This is a genomic window from Mesorhizobium sp. G2-6-1 (assembly GCF_055809095.1).
On record NZ_JBVVTF010000001.1, the window covers coordinates 247,180 to 266,147 of the forward strand.

The window sequence follows — 18,968 nt, forward strand, 5'->3', positions numbered from 1 at the left end:
CATGCCGGTAGCGTTTATCGATCTCGCGCAGCAATGTGCGCCACGAATCGCCATTGAGACAATCGCCGCAGTTGTAAGCGTCGAAAGTGGATTCCAGCCCTTCGCCATCCGCATCAATTCCGATCATCCGCTCGCCGACCAGCCAAGGACCAGAGCCGAGGCGATCGAGACCGCCACGATCCTGATCTCCGCGGGCCAGGATATCGACCTGGGACTTGGTGGGATCAATTCCGGCAATCTCGGCCGACTGGGCTTGTCCGTCAGCGACACATTTGACTTTTGCCTCAATCTCGACGCGAGCGCAGCACTGCTTGATGGTTACTACCGGGCGGCCCTTCAAGGCGGCGCGACGGCCGCGCAAGCCGAGACGGTGATGCTGCGGAGCTACTTCGGCAATGGTGACGCCTCCGTCGGCGAAATGGTCGGCTACGACAGACAAGTGCTGGCCGAGCGCGAGCGACTGTCCAGCGAACTCGACAGCATTGAGATTGTCGAAGCGCAGGCTCAGGCGTTGCCGGCGCGCGAAAGGGCAGGGGAGTCGTCTGCCGCCACAATCGATAGCGGCCCGACAGAGAAGGGCCAGCAGGAGCCCCAGGTATCAGTGCCGCAATGGGACGTCTTCAATTCGGGGCGGCAATCCTCCGTCCTCGTCTTTTCCAACGAACAAAAGAAGTGATGAACATATGAACCTATCTACACGCATCAGGCCGTTAGCGGCCATCGCGACAATGGCAGCCGTGTTTTCCCTGGCCCTGATCGAGCCAAGTTTCGCCCAGTCGGGCGGGATCGAAAGCGTGCTGCAAAACATCGTCAACATGCTGACCGGCAATGTCGCGCGGCTGCTGGCGATTATAGCCGTGATCATCGTCGGCATCGCATGGATGTTCGGCTATCTCGACCTGCGCAAGGCGGCGTTCGTCGTGCTGGGCATCGGCATCATTTTTGGCGCCACGGAAATCGTCAACACGATCTCCGGCGGCTGACGATGCGTGAGAGGATTTCCCTCGAAGAAGACACCCTGTTCCTCGCCTGCACGAGGCCGGCGATGATCGGCGGCGTTACGATGGAGGCGATGGGGATCAACATGATCTTCACAACGATCCTCTTCATCGTGGCGGGGTCAGTGTCCTATTCGCTCGTGGGACTGGTGTTTCACGTCATATTCAAGGCCATCGTCAAGCACGACCACAACATGTTCCGGGTGCTGCTCGGCTGGATCGAAACACGGGGCAGAGCTCGCAACGGTGGCTTTTGGGGCGGATCGAGCCTCACCCCGATGAAGCTTGTCCGGCGCTATGACGAAAGGGACCTTGGCTTTGCCTAGCACCGCAGTCGTCAAGAGCCGTGAGCTCGAACCAGAGACCTTCATCCCCTATGTCCGCCACGTCGATGAACGGGTGATTGCGCTCGACTCCCGTGCACTGATGGTGGTGATCGCTCTCGAAGGCGTATCCTTCGAGACTGCGGACATACTCGATCTCAATGCACTGCACCGTGATCTGAATACGCTCTACCGCAACATGGCGGACGAGCGGCTTGCACTTTGGACGCATATCATCCGTCGGCGCGACAACGAGTATCCCGATGGCGTGTTCGCCAATGCATTTTCGCGCACTCTGAACGACAAATACCGCGCGCGTATGACCGGTGAAGACCTGTTCCGCAACGACCTTTATCTCAGTCTCGTCTGGCATCCGGGCCGAGACGCCGCCGAGCGCGTTGTGGCGTTCCTGTCAAAGCTGCGCAAGGCGCGGCGGCATGGTCTCGAGATAGACGAGGGCGCGCTCAAACATCTCGATGACGCGATCATCGATGTCACCGCCGGCTTGAAGCGCTTCGGCCCGAGAGTCCTTTCGCTCCAGGAACGTGATGGGCTGATCTTTTCCGAACCGAGCGAGGTCCTGCACCAGCTGGTCGGCGGCCGGCGTGAGGCGGTGCCGCTGACCGACGGACGGGTTTCATCCGCAATCTATTCCGATCGCGTGATCGTAGGCCGGGAGACAGTCGAAATCCGGCATGAGGGGTCAAGCCGATATGCCGGCATGTTCGGCTTCAAGGAATATCCGGCCCGCACGCGGCCCGGCATGTTCGATGGTGTGCTCACCGTCCCATACGAACTGATCCTGACCCAGAGCTTCTCCTTCCTGTCGAAGTCCGATGCCAAGACCGTGATGGGACGCAAGCAGAACCAGATGGTCAGCGCCGGCGACAAGGCCGGTTCGCAGCTTGAGGAACTCGACGATGCGCTCGACGAGCTGGAATCGAACCGCTTCGTGCTCGGTGACCATCATCTGACGCTAACGGTGTTCGCCGGATCGGTGAAGGAGCTTACCGACAATCTGGCGAAGAGCCGAACGCATCTGACCAATGGCGGTGCAGTTGTCGCCCGCGAAGATCTCGGGCTGGAGGCTGCGTGGTGGGCGCAACTGCCCGGCAATTTCCGCTATCGTGTGCGTTCCGGCGCGATCACCTCGAAGAATTTTGCGGCGTTCTCGCCGTTCCACTCCTATCCGGTCGGCCAGCGCAACGGCAATGAATGGGGTCCAGCTGTCGCGATGCTGAAGACTGCATCCGGCTCGCCATTCTACTTCAATCTGCACTATGGCGATCTCGGCAACACTTTCATCGGCGGGCCATCCGGCTCGGGCAAGACGGTATTGCTCAATTTCCTCCTGTCGCAGGGCGAGAAATTCGAGGCCCATATCGTCTTCTTCGACAAGGATCGCGGCGCCGATCTCTTCGTGCGCGCGGCCGGCGGAACCTATCTGCCGCTGAAGAATGGCCGGCCAACCGGCTGCTCACCCTTGAAGGGCATGGAACTGACGCCGGAGAACAAGGTTTTCCTAGCGCAATGGGTGACCAAACTGGTTGGCTCGAAGACGCGCGAACTCTCAGTCTCGGAAGTCCGCGACATCGCCAACGCCATCGACGGGCTGACCGATTTACCCGCGGAGCGACGCACGATTGGTGCGCTGCGCACCTTCCTCAACAATACCGACCCCGAGGGCATCGCAGCTCGGCTGCGCCGGTGGGAGAGGGAGGGCCGCTCGGTTGGGTGTTCGACAACGATACTGATGAGATCGGTATCGGCGCGAAATTCCTTGGCTACGACATGACGGATTTTCTCGACAATGAGGAAATCCGCACCCCGCTGATGGCCTACCTCTTCCATCGGGTCGAACAGCTGATCGACGGTCGTCGCATCATCATCGTCATCGACGAGTTCTGGAAGGCGCTCGCCGACGAGGGTTTTCGCGATCTGGCCCAGAATAAGCTGAAAACCATCCGAAAGCAGAACGGGCTCATGCTGTTTGCCACGCAGAGCCCGCGCGACGCGATCAATTCGCCGATTGCGCACACCATTATCGAACAGTGCCCGACGCAAGTGTTCATGCCGAACTCCCGCGGCAGCCGTACCGACTATGTTGACGGATTCAAGCTCACCGAGCGCGAATATGAGTTGATCGCGCGCGAACTGTCCAATGAGAGCCGCCGCTTCATCGTCAAGCAAGGTCATAACAGCATCGTCGCTGAACTCAATCTCGGCGGATTCGACGATGAACTTGCCGTTCTTTCCGGCCGCACCGGCAATGTCGAGCTTGCCGACACGATACGAGCCCAGGCCGGCGACGATCCGGAAGCGTGGCTTCCTCTCTTCCAACAGCAAAGGAATGCCGGCTAATGCGTATGCGCAATTCTGTGGTGGCGGCTGTCGCCATTTTCTCCTTGTCGGCCGGGGCCGCAAGCGCACAGGGTATTCCGGTCATCGACCAGACCGCGATCCTCAAGCAGATCGAGAGTATCACCCAGCTCAAGTCGCAGCTTGATGCTCTCAATCAGCAAATCACGCAAGCCGAGCAATTGTTCGGATCGCTGAACAAGCTGACGAACATGGCCGACGTCGCCTCGCTCCTGAACCAGCCGGAAATCCGCAAGGCCCTGCCGCAGGATTTTGCGGCAATAGAAAGCCTGCTCAGCGGCAAGGGTTCGGGCGCGTTCGGCGAAACCGCGTCGAAATTTCTCGAAGGCAATTCGACCTATCAGACCTCGGCGAACGACTTTTACGCCCGGGAGCTGGCGCGCGTCCAGAACCGCAATGCCGGCCAGATGAGTCTTGGCCAGCAGATTTACGATGCGGCTACCAAGCGCATCGGCGGGATCGATCAGTTGCGCCAGCAGATATCCTCTGCCAGTGACGCTAAGGATATCGCCGATCTCCAAGCGCGCATTCAGGCCGAAAGCGCATTTCTCCAGACCGACCTCCTGCGCATGCAGGGTCTGCAGATGGTCCAGCAGGCGCAAGCCCAGGTCGAGGATCAGCGCAAGGCCGAAGATTGGCGCAAGCGCATCGACACGATGAACACGGCGCTGTCGCAATGAAACGCATCGCGGGTCTCGTTATAACGGCATTGCTGGCGGCATGTTCGGAACCGGCGCCAGTCACCGTCATTACCGTCAGCGAGTTTCTCGCCGACGATTCCCTGCGCGCCGATCATATTGGAAAATGCCGCGAGAACCCTGGCGAGCTGGGGCAGACGCCCAATTGCCGCAACGCTGAAGAGGCCGAAGGCAAGACCCGGCTCGAACGCATGAATAGGGCGCTGGGGGATAGCGCCATGTACACCGTCTTCGACTTCCTGGATCGTCAATTCACGACGCCGCTGCAAAACTTCATCAGCTCCGGCACGAGCGGTATCAGCGCTTGGGTGACGGGACCGTTGACGGCGGCGCTGACGCTCTACGTGATGCTATACGGATTTCTGATCCTGCGCGGATCGGTCCAGGAACCGATCATGGAGTTCGCTTTCCGGGCGATAAAGCTCGCGATCATCCTGATGCTGGTCAGGAATGCCGCCGAGTACCAGACCTATGTGACTGACGTCTTCTTCGAGACGCTGCCCAGGGAAGTCTCCGCAGCGCTGAACACCGGCGGCGCGCCAAGCGCAACGACCTTTGACAGTTTGCTCGATAAGGGTCAAAAATCGGCGAACGACATCTGGGCGCAGTCCGCCTGGCCGGTTGATCCGCTGACTGGATTTGCCGGCCTGGTAGTGATCGTCGTCACGTTCATTGTCGCCTCGATCGGCTATGTCGTGTCGCTCTATGCCCGCGTTGCGTTGGCGATCGTGCTTGTGATCGGTCCGATCTTCATCGCGCTTGCCATGTTCCAGGCAACACGTCGTTTCACTGAAGCCTGGATCGGTCAGCTTGCAAACTTCGTCATACTTCAGGTTCTCGTCGTCGCCGTCGGCTCCCTGCTGGTGACAAGCTTCGCCACCATGTTCACCATCGTAGAGGCTTACACCGACGTATTGATGCGTCCGATTGCGGTCGGCGCCATCGGCCTGGCTTCCCTCTACGTCTTTTATCAGTTGCCGGGCATTGCGTCGGCGCTGGCGTCCGGGGTGCTTCGCTGACCTATGGATTTGCGGCGGGTCGGGACGCCCATCAAAGCACAATCACCCGGTCGATCGGTTGGGGTTGGCGCCGGTTGACCGGCAAAGGGGCCTGACGCCAGGGCCACAAGGAGAATTCCAGATTGAGTAACGTACGAACCATTACACTGATCGGCCTTCTGTTCGCCGTCTCCGGCTGCGCGACGCTAAGTTACCCGCTGCCCAAATGCGACGGTTATGCCAAACGGCCGCTCAATCGTTCGATGTGGGATTGGGATGCCGGGAAAACACAGGGGGATCAACAGCAGTCCTCGCTCGTTGGTGGCGACGCGTCCGCATTGGCGTTCGCCGAGCAGTCGGATGATGCGACTGCCAAGACCGTAGCTTTCGCCGGGTTCGACGAAGCCGGGTCTCATACCGCCTGCCGGGCAGGGTAGGGGACATGGTGACGACGGACAGTCTCAAGGATTATTTCGACAAGGCGCGCCGCTTCGACCAGGACCGGATGGTCTTGGCCGAGCGCTCAATGCGGCTCGCCTGGTTCGTCGCCATCGTCGCCAGCGCGCTGGCCTGCGTCTCAGTTGCCGCCGTGGTCGCGCTGACGCCGCTCAAGACCGTCGAGCCCTTCGTCATTCGCGTCGACAATTCGACCGGCATCGTCGACGTGGTGTCGGCAATGTCGTCGTCTGCGGGAAGCTATGATGAGGAAGTCACCAAATATTTTGCCGCCCGCTACGTCCGGGCGCGCGAAGGCTATGTCTGGTCGGAGGCAGAGGAGAATTTCCGGACCGCCTCACTGATGTCGAACGTGGCAGAGCAGCAGCGCTTTGCTGCTGCGTATCGCGGCGGCAATCCGGAATCGCCACAAAACATTTATAGCCGATCCGCGACGTCCCGTATCGGGATCAAGTCGATCTCACTGATTAACCGCAATGTCGTTTCCGTTCGCTACACGCGGACGATCACGCGCGGTGAAGATGTCCGCACGACACATTGGGTGGCAACAATCACCTATTCCTATGCCAATGCCCCGATTTCCTCCAACGACCGGCTGGTGAACCCGCTTGGGTTCGTGGTGAGCGAGTACCGGGCCGATCCGGAGGCCTTCAATTGAAGAAACCGCCAATCATCACAGCAACGCTCCTCGCCCTTCTGATACCAATCCCGGTGCACGCGCTGGAAATCCCGACCAGTGCGCAGCAGGATAATCGCGTGCGTTTCGTCAACTACCAACCCTACAACATCACGCGCATTGTCGGCACGATCCGCTCGTCGGTGCAGGTGGAGTTCGCACCCGACGAAGAAATCGCTCATGTTGCGCTCGGCAACACCGTTGCCTGGGAAGTGGCCCCGGCCGGAAACATCCTGTTCCTCAAGCCGCGAGAAGACCAGCCCGTGACCAATATCTCCGTAGTGACCACCCGGCGGGATGGCTCCAAGCGCAGTTACCAGATGGAACTGGTGGTGCGCGATGGAACCGTCGATGCCGGCCAGAACACCTACTTCTACGTCAAGTACCGCTATCCGGCAGATGAGGCCGCTCGACGGAAGCTGGAGGCGGAGGCACGCAAACGCGCTACTGAGGCCGGCTACGCCGATCAGGTTCTCAATATCCATGAACAATACGGGCCACGCAACTGGCGCTATTCGGCGCAGGGCTCGGCCGCCATTGAACCACAGGCTGTCTACGACAATGGCAAGGTGACCACCTTCGCCTTCAGCGGCAATCAGGAAATGCCGGCGATCTATATCGAGAATTCGGACGGCACAGAAAGCCTGGTACCAAAGACGGTGCAAGGCGATCTCGTTCTCGTTCACGCCATCAGCCGCAAGTTCATTCTGCGCCGCGGGTCTGACACATTGTGCATTTTCAACGAGGCCTATTCGCCGATCGGCGTCGATCCAGGTACTAACACCACCTCGCCATCGGTCGAGCGTGTGGTGAAGATTCCAGCCGCTGGCCAGTAGGGGAGGGCGCTATGGCAGAAACCACAGACACGAATATCCCCGGAGAGCGCGGCCAGACTTCAGCAGCCCGCAAGGTCGATAACAACCCGTTGCTCAAGCGCGGGGCGGTCGTTCTGGCGGTCGTCGCCTTCATGGGCTTTGCCATATGGTCAATGCGGCAAACCCCCAAGGAGGTAGCCGAGCAGCCGGGGTCAGGGGTGATCCGTCAAACGACGGAGTTCGAACCGGCGAGGGCGGAGCCGGAACCGGTCGTGCTCCCCGCAACTGAGATCAAGCTGCCTACGCCGGCCGTGGACACGGCTGAGGCGCCTGCGGTCGATGAACTATTGGAAGCGGCCAGACGGGCGCCGGTGATGGCGTTTGGTGGCGGCCAGACCGGCAACAACGCCAGGCCGTCGAACACTTCTGAAACGAGCTTCGATCCGAATTTCCTTCCGGTCGACGGTCAGCTTGGGGCAGGGGGCCAGGCCGAAAACGAGGATCAGCACTTCAATCGCATGCTGAGGGCCACTGTCCTGGAGGGCTCAAAGGCAGGCCATCTCGGCAATCGCAACTTTATAGTTGCTATGGGGACCTCGATCCCTTGTGCGCTCGAGACGGCACTGTCATCCGACCAGCCAGGCTTTACAAGCTGCGTAATTACCCGCGACGTGCTCTCGGACAACGGCCGCGTGGTGATGATGGAAAAGGGGACCCAGGTCGTCGGCGAATATCGCGGCGGTCTGCGCCGAGGCCAAAACCGCCTGTTCGTCTTGTGGAACAGAGCCAAGACCCCGACCGGCGTGATCATCACATTGGCGTCGCCGGCAACGGACGCGATCGGCCGCGCCGGCTTCGATGGCTATGTCGATACCCACTGGTGGGAGCGCTTCGGCAGCGCGCTGCTCTTGTCCGTGGTCGGCGACGTCGCGACATGGGCCGGCCAGGAATTGCAGCGTAGCGATGTGCAGGCGCAGGGAACCACAAGTGCCGGCAAGGAAGCCGCCGCGGTCGCCGTCGAGCAGTCGATCAACATTCCGCCGACTCTGATGAAACACCAGGGTTCGCTGGTTTCGATCTTCGTGGCGCGCGATCTCGATTTCTCGACGATCTATGGCCTGCGTGTAACTGAACCGCGCAACACGATCTACGATCGCGCGGTGATGGGCGATTTCTACCCGAAGTCCGACCTGGTGACGAAATAGGGGATGGCGGAAAACTCCGACGCCGGCGTCGTCCGCCAACTGCTGACCCCGCTGGAGCCATTCCTCAAGGACAATAGCCTCTATGAGGTCGTTATCAATCGCCCCGGCGAAGTGCTTACGGAAGGAACCGGGGGATGGCAGCACCATGAATTACCGGACTTATCGTTCGACAAACTGATGCGGCTGGCGCGAGCGGTAGCCAGCTTTTCCAATCAGGGCATCGATGAGACCCGGCCGCTTCTCTCCGCCACGCTTCCAGATGACGAACGCATTCAGATCGTGATCCCGCCAGCAACGACCCGAAACACCGTCTCCATCACTATCCGCAAGCCGTCGTCGGTATCACTGTCGCTGAACGACATGGTGGCGAGCGGCCTGTTCGACAATGTCGTTGCTGGCACGGATAAACCGTCAGGCGCCGATCCTCTGCTCGAAATCTATCGCGCAGGACAATATCGCGCCTTTCTGGAAGGGGCCGTTCTGGCACGCAAGAACATCATCATCTCCGGGGCAACCGGCTCCGGCAAGACAACCCTGTCGAAGGCGCTAATCCAGCATATTCCGGACGACGAACGGCTCATCAGCATCGAAGACACGCCGGAACTCACCATTCCGCAGCCGAACCATGTCCGGCTGTTTTATTCCAAAGGAGGGCAGGGGCTGGCAAAGCTCGGTGCGAAGGACCTGCTCGAAGCGTGTCTACGCATGCGGCCCGACCGTGTGCTGTTGCAGGAGCTGCGCGACGGCACTGCGTTCTATTACATTCGCAACATCAATTCCGGCCACCCCGGCTCGATCACCACGGTGCATGCGGATTCACCAAACCTGGCGTTCGAGCAGTTGACGCTTCTGGTCAAGGAGTCCGAGGGCGGACAGGACCTCGACCGCGACGATATTCGCAACCTGCTCAAAATTTCAATCGACGTGATCGTCCAGTGTAAAAGGGTTGGCGGCCAGTTCCGCGTTACGGAAATCTACTACGCAGATCATGCGCATGCTGTGCCCACCCGTCAGGTAGCCCCTATGCGTTTGCTTGGGAGTGTTTATCGAGAAGTCTGCTGCAGATGAAGGCAGGCGGTGTATCGGCATCGATGTCGTCGGCTCGCGCGTAGAGTTCGAGGATGTCGGATTTTGTCACGCCGTCGGCGCGCATTACAAGATGGATGACGGGGTCGTTCAAGAGTTCATAGAGGGAGGGCTCGCGGTAAGGCGTCATAGAGTTCCTTTCGAAAATGAATGGGGCCGCCGGACAAAACACCGACGTCGGCAAAACCATGCCGCTGACCTTGATATAGGGGTTGGAAGCCGGAATTTCATCGCCACGATGTTATCAATGACACCTACCTCCTGACGGAAGGTGTCAGGAGATCCGCTGTCATGGACTCTCTGCACGGGAACGATAAGATGATTTCCCAGAGAGAGGTCAGCGGCGATGATCCCGAAAAACCGTCTTACACTGGAAGTCCGGCAGGCGATCCTTGGCCATCTTCGCGAACGGTTGGATGCCAAAGCCGTGTCGATATCCTCTGCCATGAAGACCGTGCACAAGGCGGTTCCGCTCTGCACGATGTCGGACGTCGAGCTGACGAACTTGATTGCCGAGACAGCTATCGAGGCTGGGTACGGGATCAACTTTGACGGCAAGCAGCACTGACCCGTTCAGGTTTCAGCCGTCCACCGTGTCAACAATGCAATCCGCCCGGGACAACCAGGCTGCCTGACTCGGACTCGGGCGGCCGCGCTTTCAGGTGGCATCTCCCTTCGGACGAAACCCATTCTCCAGATTCAGGAACTGGTTCAACAACCGCCGCCTCCTGGCACCCATCGGAAATATTCCACCAGCCGAGGCTGAAGAACGATACTACGCCATGCTGGACGCAGCAGCATTGGCTGCGAATCTTAAGCCAAACGGTCTCCGGCAAAGCCGGGGCGGTTCAGTATGCCGATTCAGCTGACGACAGAAACCGCTCAACGGCCGCGTCTTAGGAACCGCTTCAAACTCAAACCGGCCAACAAAATGTAAGGCGGCATGGCGAGCGAATAGTGGCCACAGTTTAATTCAAGCATATTGGGCCGAGCGCCGGTGCGCTTCAGCTTTTCCATGAATCTCGCTGACAGCTCCGGCAAAACCACCTTGTCTCTCTTAGCCAACACGGCGTGTAGAGAGAGACCCGGCCGCGCCAGACCATGAGCGTAATTCTCCAAGTTAAGCGGACCCCAGGCCCGTCTGAGATCTATCAGATCAATCTCAGGTTCAAGGCTATTGCGTATCGCGCGTGTTGCGCGACCCGTCCAAACCATATCGGCCAGGCTCCCCGCCGTCAGAAAAAACGAGGCTTTCGACACCGCTGGGTCATGCGCCGCGATCAATCCCGCGACCCAGGAACCCAAGCTCATACCGAGAACCGAAATGTCTCGATAGCCTTCGTGCTGTAACCAACGAATGAGTTTTCGACCGTCCAATACTGCCTGCCTGACCGATTGGATCGTTCGACCAAGGTTGGCGCTAAGCATATAATCGGCGTGCATGGATCCGGGTCGGCTGCGCTCGAAGTGATAGGGCATGGCAATCTCGACAACCGTGATACCGCGCTTCGAGAAAAAGCTGGCAATCTGGCGATTCCGGGAGCTTGCATTCCAATGGTGAAAAATCACCAATGCCTGATCGAAGGACCCTCTGTCTGTAATTTTTGCCCAGACAACATTGTTCTCTTCGACATCAGTGGAAATGTCCGATGGAAATTTGAGCCATTCGCCTTGTCTTTCAAAACCCTGATCGTTGCCGCCCGGCTCATCGAAAAAGGCTGAGTTTGCCACGGCCTGGTCCGCTAGGAGACAAAACTCCTCGATGGTTTTTATCTTCTCCGCGCCTGGAAACGCGCGTTCCGCGTCGAGGATGAAATCGGTTGTTTTCTTCCCTTCCTCACCGCGTTGTGCCCGCCGCTCATCCCAACGATCAAGCCAACTACTACACACGATGATTGTTTCCTAGCTCACTCGCTCGCCCTCGGCCAAACCATGGATCAATTAGTCCGTAAATAGCGATAAGCACTCCCGTGAACATGAGGATCGAAAAGCCTGAAAATGCATCGATCAGCAAGTAGCTAGCAAGGAGCAGCGCAACGACCGCCGACATCTTCCACAAGGGGACCTGGAATTGACTTCCGATGCCTAAACGGATGGCACCATACAGAAAAACAAAGCAGGTCGAAATAGCGATAAGAAGACTGCTGTAATGCGTCGGCATTCTGTAGCTGACACCGTTGCTCACATCGGCGCGCTCATACAAGGCAGAAGACAGATCTTTGACCAACCAGGTCACAATATTCGTTCCATTGGATGCCAGGTAAGAGCTTTGAAGCTTCATGACCGTGGCGATCAGAACGCCCAAAACCGTACACCGGAAAACCCACCGCATCACCATGAAACTGGCGTCGTCTAGATTGCGTTGGAAATCCACCTCCGGCCGATTTTTCGATGCCTCGCCAATTTTCCAAAGGTCATCGACGACCGCATAAAGCAAAATGAGACCTGCGAAGAAAAGATAAAAGCACAGGCACATATACAGGTAAGCGAACCCTGTGAACACGATTGCTACCGGCACCGACACGATCTCAGGCCGCACAATGGCAATCGAGCCCCAATCCGTCGCGTAGTTGCCGCCGCCTTTGATTAAGGGGATCAAACACACGCCGATCCACTGGAAAAGGCCGGCGAACAACAAACAGATCAGGAAAACCGCCCAAAATGAATAGGATGAGGCTTCTATAATGCGTTCCCACGCATGGTAGCTTTCATTCAGGCCGCTGCTTCTTACCACTTTTGATCGTTCTTCATGTTTCCACGAGGTTACCAGTTCAGACACGAAGGCCAAAAATACTGGCAGGAACACCATGAACACGAGTGTCCAATTCGCGGCCCAAAGAAATCCGACTTGCTTAATGATGCCATCCGCACGGCCATATTTCACATTGTGAATGCCGATAATAAACGACAGAAACCCAAGAGCGGAGATGCCGGCGAACACCGAAGCCGGTAGGTTCAAGGGTGACCCGTGGCTAAAAAGCGCTTCCGATCTCCTCGCCAGGCTAAAACGCCGCCTCGGTGCCATGGCGTCAGTATTCCGTGCCAGTTCTGCCTGGGACTCTGCCTCGCCATCGAAGGTCGCGGTCCGCGCCATATTTGAAACCCCGAGCGCATCACTGCTTCCCGCTCTTTTCCATTCTCGTCTTTTGGTCGTTAACCGCGATTGCGCCGCACTAAGCTCCACCTGCCATTCGCCGGTTGCCACCGGATCATCGCACCCAAATACCCGCGCGAGCCAACGAATGTTGGCTGTGCTAATTCCCTTATCGTTCTCTTGAAACCAAAGCTGCACCGTTCGCAGATCGACCCCAATCCGGTTGGAATCAATCTGTGAAATCGCCTCTGCGAGAAGCTCGGGCGTCCAAGGGCCAGCAGGAAACCCATCTTCGCCCAATGACCGTCCCGCGCCCGCCGCCGCTAATCGCCTGAATAATTCTTTAAAGTCGCCCCTATCTCGCGGCGGGGAGAGGAATAATTTTCCGTTCTTTATCAATTGGCTACCGGCAATGACTTCGTTCCGTTTCGCTAGCCTTCGTATCCTATCGTGCCACCATTCCTAATCAATGTTTGTATCGACTCGATTTTTGCCGGCACAGGAGAGGATCGAATGAAGGGACAAGCGGGATCGTGGGATGTTGGTGAACGCTATGCACGGCTGAGCGCGGCCGGCGAACCGCTGGAGAGGCTGAATACGGCTGTTTCGTTAGAGATGTTTCGCAAACCGCTGGCCATGACACGGACCCGCCCAGATCGGTCGCAGGGCGAGTTTCAGATCATGGACCGCCGCACCTTCGGCCGGTTCCTTGGTCTTCTTGATGGCGCGGGCAAGACCTTGCATCGGAATCGGCACACAGATGCTGATGCTACCAACTGAAGGAAATTATCGCATGCGGCTCATATGCGAAGCAAAATTAAGGCTTGCAAACGCCCCCTACGCAATTGAACATGCGATAAAAGACCTGAAGATTCATTGTCGGTCCATCTCCCAAAATAATGGGCAATATGAACTCGACTTTGAGGTAGCAACGGCAGCAATCCGCGCGCATGAGGAAGGTTTGTTGATCCGTGTCGAGGCGGAGGAGACTATCATTTCTCATGGCACAAAAATGCTGATTGCAAGCCAGATTAGCTCCTATGCCATCAATATGCCTATGAATGTCTTGTGGATCGATGCATCAGAGGAGCCGTTTGCAACTATCTTAGCTCCAGAAAAGCTAGGGAAACGTGAGGATAAGCAGGAAAATTCAACCAAGCGCTATCGTTGTTAGCTGCCTGCGTACATATAGATCAGTCGACCAATCCAGCCGACGGCATTGAGCTGCGGCTATCTTTTGATCGAGATTGCAGCATTACGGTCGCGTTCCAATTGCTGTCGATGCAACTGGGTCTGGCCATGCACCGCCTGCATCTGCGACTGGACGCGAGCGAGCGTGGCGACACGGTCATGGGGGACAGCGAGGTTCCGCGACAGTTGAACGAGATCTCCTGATTTCAACGCATTTCGATCCGCGGGCGTCAACCGCCGATTGATTGACGACGCGATACCGTCCAGTTCCCGTCGCAACTGCGGGGCGGCTGTCAGCCTGCTGGCCTGCTCGTGAGCCGCAGCCTTCAGGATCTCCGTCAAACCCTCAGATGGCGCTCGGATTTCCTGACGTTGGCGATGTTGTTCCTCACGATGCTTGGTCTCGATCTGATGCCGCTCGAAATCGACCGTGCGGCCATAGTCCTCGAGCGCGGCGGCGAGCTGCGGCAGATGCGCTCTCGCGGTCTGCTGTTCGGGGCTTTCGGCGCGAAGGAGCCCTCTACCCTCGCCTGCAATCGGCCCGAGTTTGCCGCTGCGGGCATCCTCCCCCGCGGCTGACCCCGCCGTTGCATCTCCAATCCCTTCAACTGAGGCTGACACGGAGGCGGCGTTGCCATAGACCAGTTGCGACAGCCGGTCGATTTCGTCACGCTTCTCCGCCAGCCGCGAGGATTCCTGCAGCTTCACGCGGATCTCGGCTTCTCTCAAATCGGGCAATTCCCGCCCGGGAATGAGGACTTCTCCGGGGCGAACATCGCGGCGCCGACTATCGTCAGCTTCAGCCTTGAAACCTCGGTTTGCAGGAGAACCAGCGATTTCGTCCGGAATGGTCAGGGAGGGCACCACGCTGATCCGCCGTGTCACCGAGCGGGCGCTTTTCATCGCGTCGTCGGCTTCCGACCGTCGCCGTTCCGACATATACCAGGCGAGGTCATCGCGTGAATGAGCCCTGACCTCGTCGATCAGGCTCACTGATGCGCCGCGATTTTCCATATGTTCAATCACCCTCGTCCAGACATGCGCGAACCGGTCGATCTCCTCACGAGACAGCGGACGGCTGCGCGTCTCATCGAGCACTTGGGGCGCCACCGTTGCGGTCCGCCATCGGCCATGGACAAGCGCATTGTCATAGACGGCTCCTCCATCGGCCGTCTGGATGATGACGCGATCGGCGAGCTTTCGGCGCTCGATACGTTCGAGGCTTTCGGCCAGGCCAATAACTGCAGCGTCATGCACAGCCCGCGGCGGAATCCGCGCAGCAGCCCCGGCATGGTGCAGTTCCTCGAAACGGTAATGGCAGCCCTGCCAGCTGGCACGTGGACTGACAGCCAGCACGCACGCCTCGATCCGATAGCCGGCGGATCGTCCGGTCGTCATGATCCGCTCAACATTGTCCGGCGCTCGCATCGTCGTCTCGAACACGACATGGACGCCGCGCTTGGTGGCGGCGGCCAGCAGTTTCTCGCTCCAGATGCCGGTATCACCTTGCGTGAAGCGCGACGCCGTTGCCGCATCGGCACACTGGTGGGCGACCATGCCGGGGTGATAGGATCGCAAATCGCCCCCCACGATCCGGATGGCGTTACCGGTCTTCTCCAACTCGGTCTGACTGGCGGTCAGCAGAGCCGTCTTGCCGAAACCCGGCTGGCCGCCAAGTACGATCAGCATCGGATGGTCGACCGCTCGAATATCGTCTGGAAGATAGTCGGGCAGAATTTCCGTACGGAAGATGTGTTCGTTCTGGGCCTCCGATAAGCGGCCATTTGCAGCTTCGTCTGCCATGGCTCAAAGCTCCCGCCAGAATTGCTGCGGGTCTTTGACCCTGGGTCCCCATTCCGTGATCACCGCTTCGACATGGTCGGGATCATCGACCCGAATACGGTTCTGAACGGCGAGAAGCGCCCGCCGCCTCGCACGCAGAGCCCCGGCGCCTGCCGAATCGTCCGCTTCAATGGCGGCGACACGTTCTGACACCAGGCCGCGTGCCTGGTTCATGATCTCGATGGCAATTTCGGCCCGCACGATCGCGTCGAGAGAGGTTGTCTGTCCGGCCATTTGAATGTCCTCCTGCTACCTGGTGATGCCCTTGGCCTGATTGAGCGTCCGTATTTGACGCTCAGTGATAATATCTTGAGCCCTATCGGCACGAACGGCGTTCTGCAGGACCTTGAGGCGGGGCCGCAATGCCTCGAAGACCTTGCGCTGCGCCGCCGGAATCCGGTTGACGACGTCACCCTGTTCGCGACCAATCACATTCGGGCCGAACCGCTTGTCGAGCGCTTTGGTGACGGCCGCGAATTCAGCCCGGACAGTGGCATCGAGCGAGCGGACAAGCGGCGTGATGTCCTTGGGCGATTTCTCGACGGCAGCGGTCAGGCGGGAAAGCTCGGCTTCCGCCCGCCGCGACAAGCCGGGGACTGACACGCTCATGCGATCCCGATCTGCGATGACGGTCGCCTTCTCGGCGTCGAGCGCACCCTGCCAAGCCTGCCCCACTGAAAGCACCTTTCCGGCCACGGCCGCCACAGCCAGAACCGCCGCCTTGCGTTCTTTTCCGGTGGCCAATAGCCGATCCACGATCCGGTCAGAGCCTCGCATCGGGCCATAGGCGGTTGGCTCGTTGGCAATGGCGCGTGCAATGCGCTCAGGATCGACACCCTTGACGACAAGTTCCTCAATCATCGTGAGGGAAGCTGCCGGATCGCGCCAGACGCGCTGCATGGTCTCGGCGAGCACCGCACGCAGTTGTTTGTAGCGGGGGACATCGAGCGCACGCGTTCTGGCTTCGTCCTCGGCGGAGGATTTAAACTCGGTGACGGCGGCGAGCATCGGCAATGCGGGTGGCTTCGACATTTCCGGGGTCGCTGCCGGATCGTAGGCCGCCGGGGCGACGATCCGCGACGGATCGCGCTTCTCGACCAGATATTGCTGTTCATTGAACCGGCGCGCGGCGGCAAACAGTGTTACCAGTTCCGTCCGCTTACCCTCCGACAATCCTTCGGTCATGCGATCGACCATCTGCTTTTCGGCATACTGGTCGGCCTTGCCGGTAAAGGCGCTCCAGCCAAAGCGGGCGGTCAACGCTTCGCCGACCGCCTTCACTTCCTTCGCCAGGGATCGTTCCTCTGCAGCATGGCCGAAGGCAGTCCTGTAGGTGCCTTCCCCACCCTTCTCCCGCACGGCTTCAATCTCCGTGAGGCGCTCCATGGCATGCGGAGAGAGTGCGGGAACCGAATGCGACATGGCGGCCCGGCGCGCATGCTCGCGGTTCGCGAAAAGGCTCTGATCGCGTGTGAAATTCTCGGCATGGTTGCGCACTAGCGGTTCAAGCTCTGCCACGGTAGCGATAGCCTCCGCCCGCTCCTTACGCGCCGCCTGTCCGTCGATCAGGCTGGCGCTTCCGCGCATCGCGCCAAGCATCGAGGGGGTACGAGCGAGATTTTCGCCGAGCCGGCGTGGCTCGATGTCGAAGGCGGATGCGTGCTGGTTCAGCCGGTCGAGCGCGACCGCCGGATCGCGATAGATGCGCTCGATTACGGGAAGCAGGATTGCCTCCCGCTCTTTCCATCGTGCCGACCCCAGGTGCTCGGCCCGCGCATCTTCCTCCAGCGAACGGGCAAAGCTCACCTGCGGCGCAAGCAGATACCGGACCTCGGCGCCTACCGGCGTAGGCTGCGTTGGCTGGGTCGCTCTTGCCGGGATCAGCTCAGGAACGACCGCGTTTACCCGGACGTTCCGATCGCCGTACGAGACGCTGCGTTCCTTCTCGATCGCAAGTCCGAGCGAAACACTGGAGCGCTCCCAGAGCCGCGCCACGTGATCGCGTTGCGCGCCAATCCACGACAGACGCCGCTCCACCCCCGCTTCCATCCCGGCAGCAAGTTCGATGGCGTGATCCATGTTGCGGCGGCGGGCGAAGTCGATGACCTGCGCCCGGTAGCCCGCTTCGGATTCGTAATCGAGCGTCGTGGTTTTGGCGCCGGAGCGGGATAGACGCTCGACCAACTGCTTGAAGAGCTCCGGCCGATGGCTTTCCTGCTCGATGCGCCCCTCGCGGGCTTCGGCGGTCTCGACCTGTTCTGCGGTCCAGACATTGCGCTCGACCTCGCGTTTCTCGAATTGCTTTTCCCCGTTTCGGTATCAACGACGGGCACGTTGACGGTGACCTTCTCCACCCCGTCCTTGCGCAGCGTGACGGTATCGCCGATTTCAACGCCGCCCTTCTCGATCGCCTTCGGCAGGCTGACGCCCCAGACACGATGGACCGCTCCGTCGTCTGTCCGGACCTCGGCATAGGGGCTTTTCTCAACGTCCATATTACCGCGATAATGATCCTCGCCGGTCTCGACCAGTTCGCCGGTAACGCCGGCGGCATGATCGACACGGAGCGCCCTGCCCCATTTATCGCGGGGTGCAAAATCCTCGTGCGCCATATAGAGATCGGCCCGATCGCGATGGCGCGACATCGCCACATAGGCCAGATGCTGATCCATCATGCCGGTGGCGAGAACGAATGTGCGGTCGACCGTTGCGCCTTGAGATTTGTGCACCGTGGCGGCATAGCCATGGTCGATGTTGCGATAGGTGTCCTGCGCGAATGTGACCTCGCGACCCGCGTCCAGCTTGACAGTCAACAGGGTTTCGCCACGTTCGGTCGTGGTGGAGACGACGCTGCCCAGCATGCCGTTCTTGACATGCTGGACGGAGAGATGCTCTGCGCGCTTCTCGAAGAAGCGGGCGTTCTCGAGGAAGATCAGGCGGTCGCCGATTGCAAACTGGCGGGCGCCACGTTCGGTCTGGAATGCCTGTTCCTCGACAAGTGCTCCCTGCCTCGCCATCACGGTGCGGATCGCATGGTTGAGCTTCCCGACGTCGTCATTGGTCTGTGCCAGAACGAGCAGTTCGGAGCCGCTGAGTTTGCGGTTTTTGCTTTCGGCCAGCGCACGATATTCCTCGCGTGCCTGTCCCCAGTCGGCGACAATCCGCTCGATCACGGCATCGCGGGTTTCGAACTTAAGAATTCGATCA

The 18,968-nt window shown here is 59.2% G+C and carries 17 protein-coding genes and 4 pseudogenes; 15 read left to right on the forward strand and 6 right to left on the reverse strand.

The features are described from left to right. The first annotated feature begins 1 nt into the window (after nt 1). From AC0L7S_RS20805 to AC0L7S_RS20865, 13 genes and pseudogenes are all read left to right on the forward strand, one after another. On the forward strand, nt 2-676 hold the full coding sequence (locus tag AC0L7S_RS20805) for a lytic transglycosylase domain-containing protein (protein ID WP_473474616.1): 675 nt from the start codon (nt 2-4) through the stop codon (nt 674-676). A 7-nt stretch (nt 677-683) separates the two neighbouring features. Then, the gene (locus tag AC0L7S_RS20810) at nt 684-983 is read left to right on the forward strand and encodes a TrbC/VirB2 family protein (protein WP_473474617.1); all 300 of its coding nucleotides are present in this window, start codon (nt 684-686) and stop codon (nt 981-983) included. 2 nt (nt 984-985) lie between these two features. Further along, nucleotides 986-1,324, forward strand: a complete 339-nt coding sequence (locus tag AC0L7S_RS20815; RefSeq protein ID WP_473474618.1) for a VirB3 family type IV secretion system protein — start codon at nt 986-988, stop codon at nt 1,322-1,324. After that, nucleotides 1,296-3,682, forward strand: a pseudogene (locus tag AC0L7S_RS20820) (VirB4 family type IV secretion/conjugal transfer ATPase). Before AC0L7S_RS20815 ends, AC0L7S_RS20820 begins: the two are co-directional and overlap by 29 nt. Then, nucleotides 3,682-4,380, forward strand: a complete 699-nt coding sequence (gene virB5 / locus AC0L7S_RS20825; protein WP_473474619.1) for a P-type DNA transfer protein VirB5 — start codon at nt 3,682-3,684, stop codon at nt 4,378-4,380. Before AC0L7S_RS20820 ends, virB5 begins: the two are co-directional and overlap by 1 nt. Beyond that, nucleotides 4,377-4,562, forward strand: a pseudogene (locus AC0L7S_RS20830) (EexN family lipoprotein); the annotation flags it as partial. The gene virB5 and the pseudogene AC0L7S_RS20830, both read left to right, overlap by 4 nt. 54 nt (nt 4,563-4,616) lie before the next feature. Then, nucleotides 4,617-5,512, forward strand: a pseudogene (locus AC0L7S_RS20835) (TrbL/VirB6 family protein). Between the two features lie 27 nt (nt 5,513-5,539). Continuing rightward, nucleotides 5,540-5,833 (forward strand): type IV secretion system protein VirB7, encoded by a 294-nt coding sequence (locus tag AC0L7S_RS20840; protein WP_473474620.1) that lies wholly within the window; start codon nt 5,540-5,542, stop codon nt 5,831-5,833. A gap of 5 nt (nt 5,834-5,838) precedes the next feature. Continuing rightward, complete coding sequence (locus tag AC0L7S_RS20845) at nt 5,839-6,510, forward strand: VirB8 family type IV secretion system protein (protein ID WP_473474621.1); 672 nt, start codon at nt 5,839-5,841, stop codon at nt 6,508-6,510. Between the two features lie 11 nt (nt 6,511-6,521). Next, complete coding sequence (virB9, locus tag AC0L7S_RS20850; RefSeq protein WP_473474636.1) at nt 6,522-7,364, forward strand: P-type conjugative transfer protein VirB9; 843 nt, start codon at nt 6,522-6,524, stop codon at nt 7,362-7,364. Nucleotides 7,365-7,375: 11 nt separating this feature from the next. Then, nucleotides 7,376-8,548, forward strand: a complete 1,173-nt coding sequence (gene virB10 / locus AC0L7S_RS20855) for a type IV secretion system protein VirB10 (protein WP_473474622.1) — start codon at nt 7,376-7,378, stop codon at nt 8,546-8,548. A 3-nt stretch (nt 8,549-8,551) separates the two neighbouring features. Then, nucleotides 8,552-9,616: a P-type DNA transfer ATPase VirB11 gene (gene virB11 / locus AC0L7S_RS20860; RefSeq protein ID WP_473474623.1), complete on the forward strand. Its 1,065-nt coding sequence runs from the start codon at nt 8,552-8,554 to the stop codon at nt 9,614-9,616. A 364-nt stretch (nt 9,617-9,980) separates the two neighbouring features. Then, nucleotides 9,981-10,202, forward strand: a complete 222-nt coding sequence (locus tag AC0L7S_RS20865; RefSeq protein ID WP_473474624.1) for a hypothetical protein — start codon at nt 9,981-9,983, stop codon at nt 10,200-10,202. Between the two features lie 314 nt (nt 10,203-10,516). Here AC0L7S_RS20865 and AC0L7S_RS20870 read toward each other — a convergent pair whose 3' ends face one another. Further along, entirely contained in the window at nt 10,517-11,524 is a 1,008-nt protein-coding gene (locus AC0L7S_RS20870; protein ID WP_473474625.1) for an alpha/beta fold hydrolase, read from the reverse strand. Beyond that, nucleotides 11,517-13,127 carry an RcgA family putative transporter gene (locus tag AC0L7S_RS20875; protein WP_473474626.1) on the reverse strand — a complete coding sequence of 537 codons (1,611 nt, stop codon included), beginning with the start codon at nt 13,125-13,127 and terminating at the stop codon, nt 11,517-11,519. Before AC0L7S_RS20875 ends, AC0L7S_RS20870 begins: the two co-directional genes overlap by 8 nt. Before the next feature lie 114 nt (nt 13,128-13,241). On the opposite strand from AC0L7S_RS20875, the gene AC0L7S_RS20880 reads away from it, so the two are divergent. Next, nucleotides 13,242-13,508: a hypothetical protein gene (locus AC0L7S_RS20880; protein WP_473474627.1), complete on the forward strand. Its 267-nt coding sequence runs from the start codon at nt 13,242-13,244 to the stop codon at nt 13,506-13,508. Further along, nucleotides 13,489-13,902: a hypothetical protein gene (locus tag AC0L7S_RS20885; RefSeq protein ID WP_473474628.1), complete on the forward strand. Its 414-nt coding sequence runs from the start codon at nt 13,489-13,491 to the stop codon at nt 13,900-13,902. Before AC0L7S_RS20880 ends, AC0L7S_RS20885 begins: the two co-directional genes overlap by 20 nt. A gap of 56 nt (nt 13,903-13,958) precedes the next feature. Here AC0L7S_RS20885 and AC0L7S_RS20890 read toward each other — a convergent pair whose 3' ends face one another. From AC0L7S_RS20890 to AC0L7S_RS20905, 4 genes and pseudogenes are all read right to left on the reverse strand, one after another. After that, the gene (locus AC0L7S_RS20890) at nt 13,959-15,722 is read right to left on the reverse strand and encodes a zeta toxin family protein (protein WP_473474629.1); all 1,764 of its coding nucleotides are present in this window, start codon (nt 15,720-15,722) and stop codon (nt 13,959-13,961) included. A gap of 3 nt (nt 15,723-15,725) precedes the next feature. Continuing rightward, on the reverse strand, nt 15,726-15,995 hold the full coding sequence (locus AC0L7S_RS20895; protein ID WP_473474630.1) for a hypothetical protein: 270 nt from the start codon (nt 15,993-15,995) through the stop codon (nt 15,726-15,728). Nucleotides 15,996-16,010: 15 nt separating this feature from the next. Beyond that, nucleotides 16,011-17,756, reverse strand: coding sequence for a BID domain-containing protein (locus AC0L7S_RS20900; RefSeq protein ID WP_473474637.1), 1,746 nt, complete (start codon nt 17,754-17,756; stop codon nt 16,011-16,013). Next, nucleotides 17,663-18,968 (reverse strand): annotated as a pseudogene (locus tag AC0L7S_RS20905) (hypothetical protein); the annotation flags it as partial. The pseudogene AC0L7S_RS20905 and the gene AC0L7S_RS20900, both read right to left, overlap by 94 nt.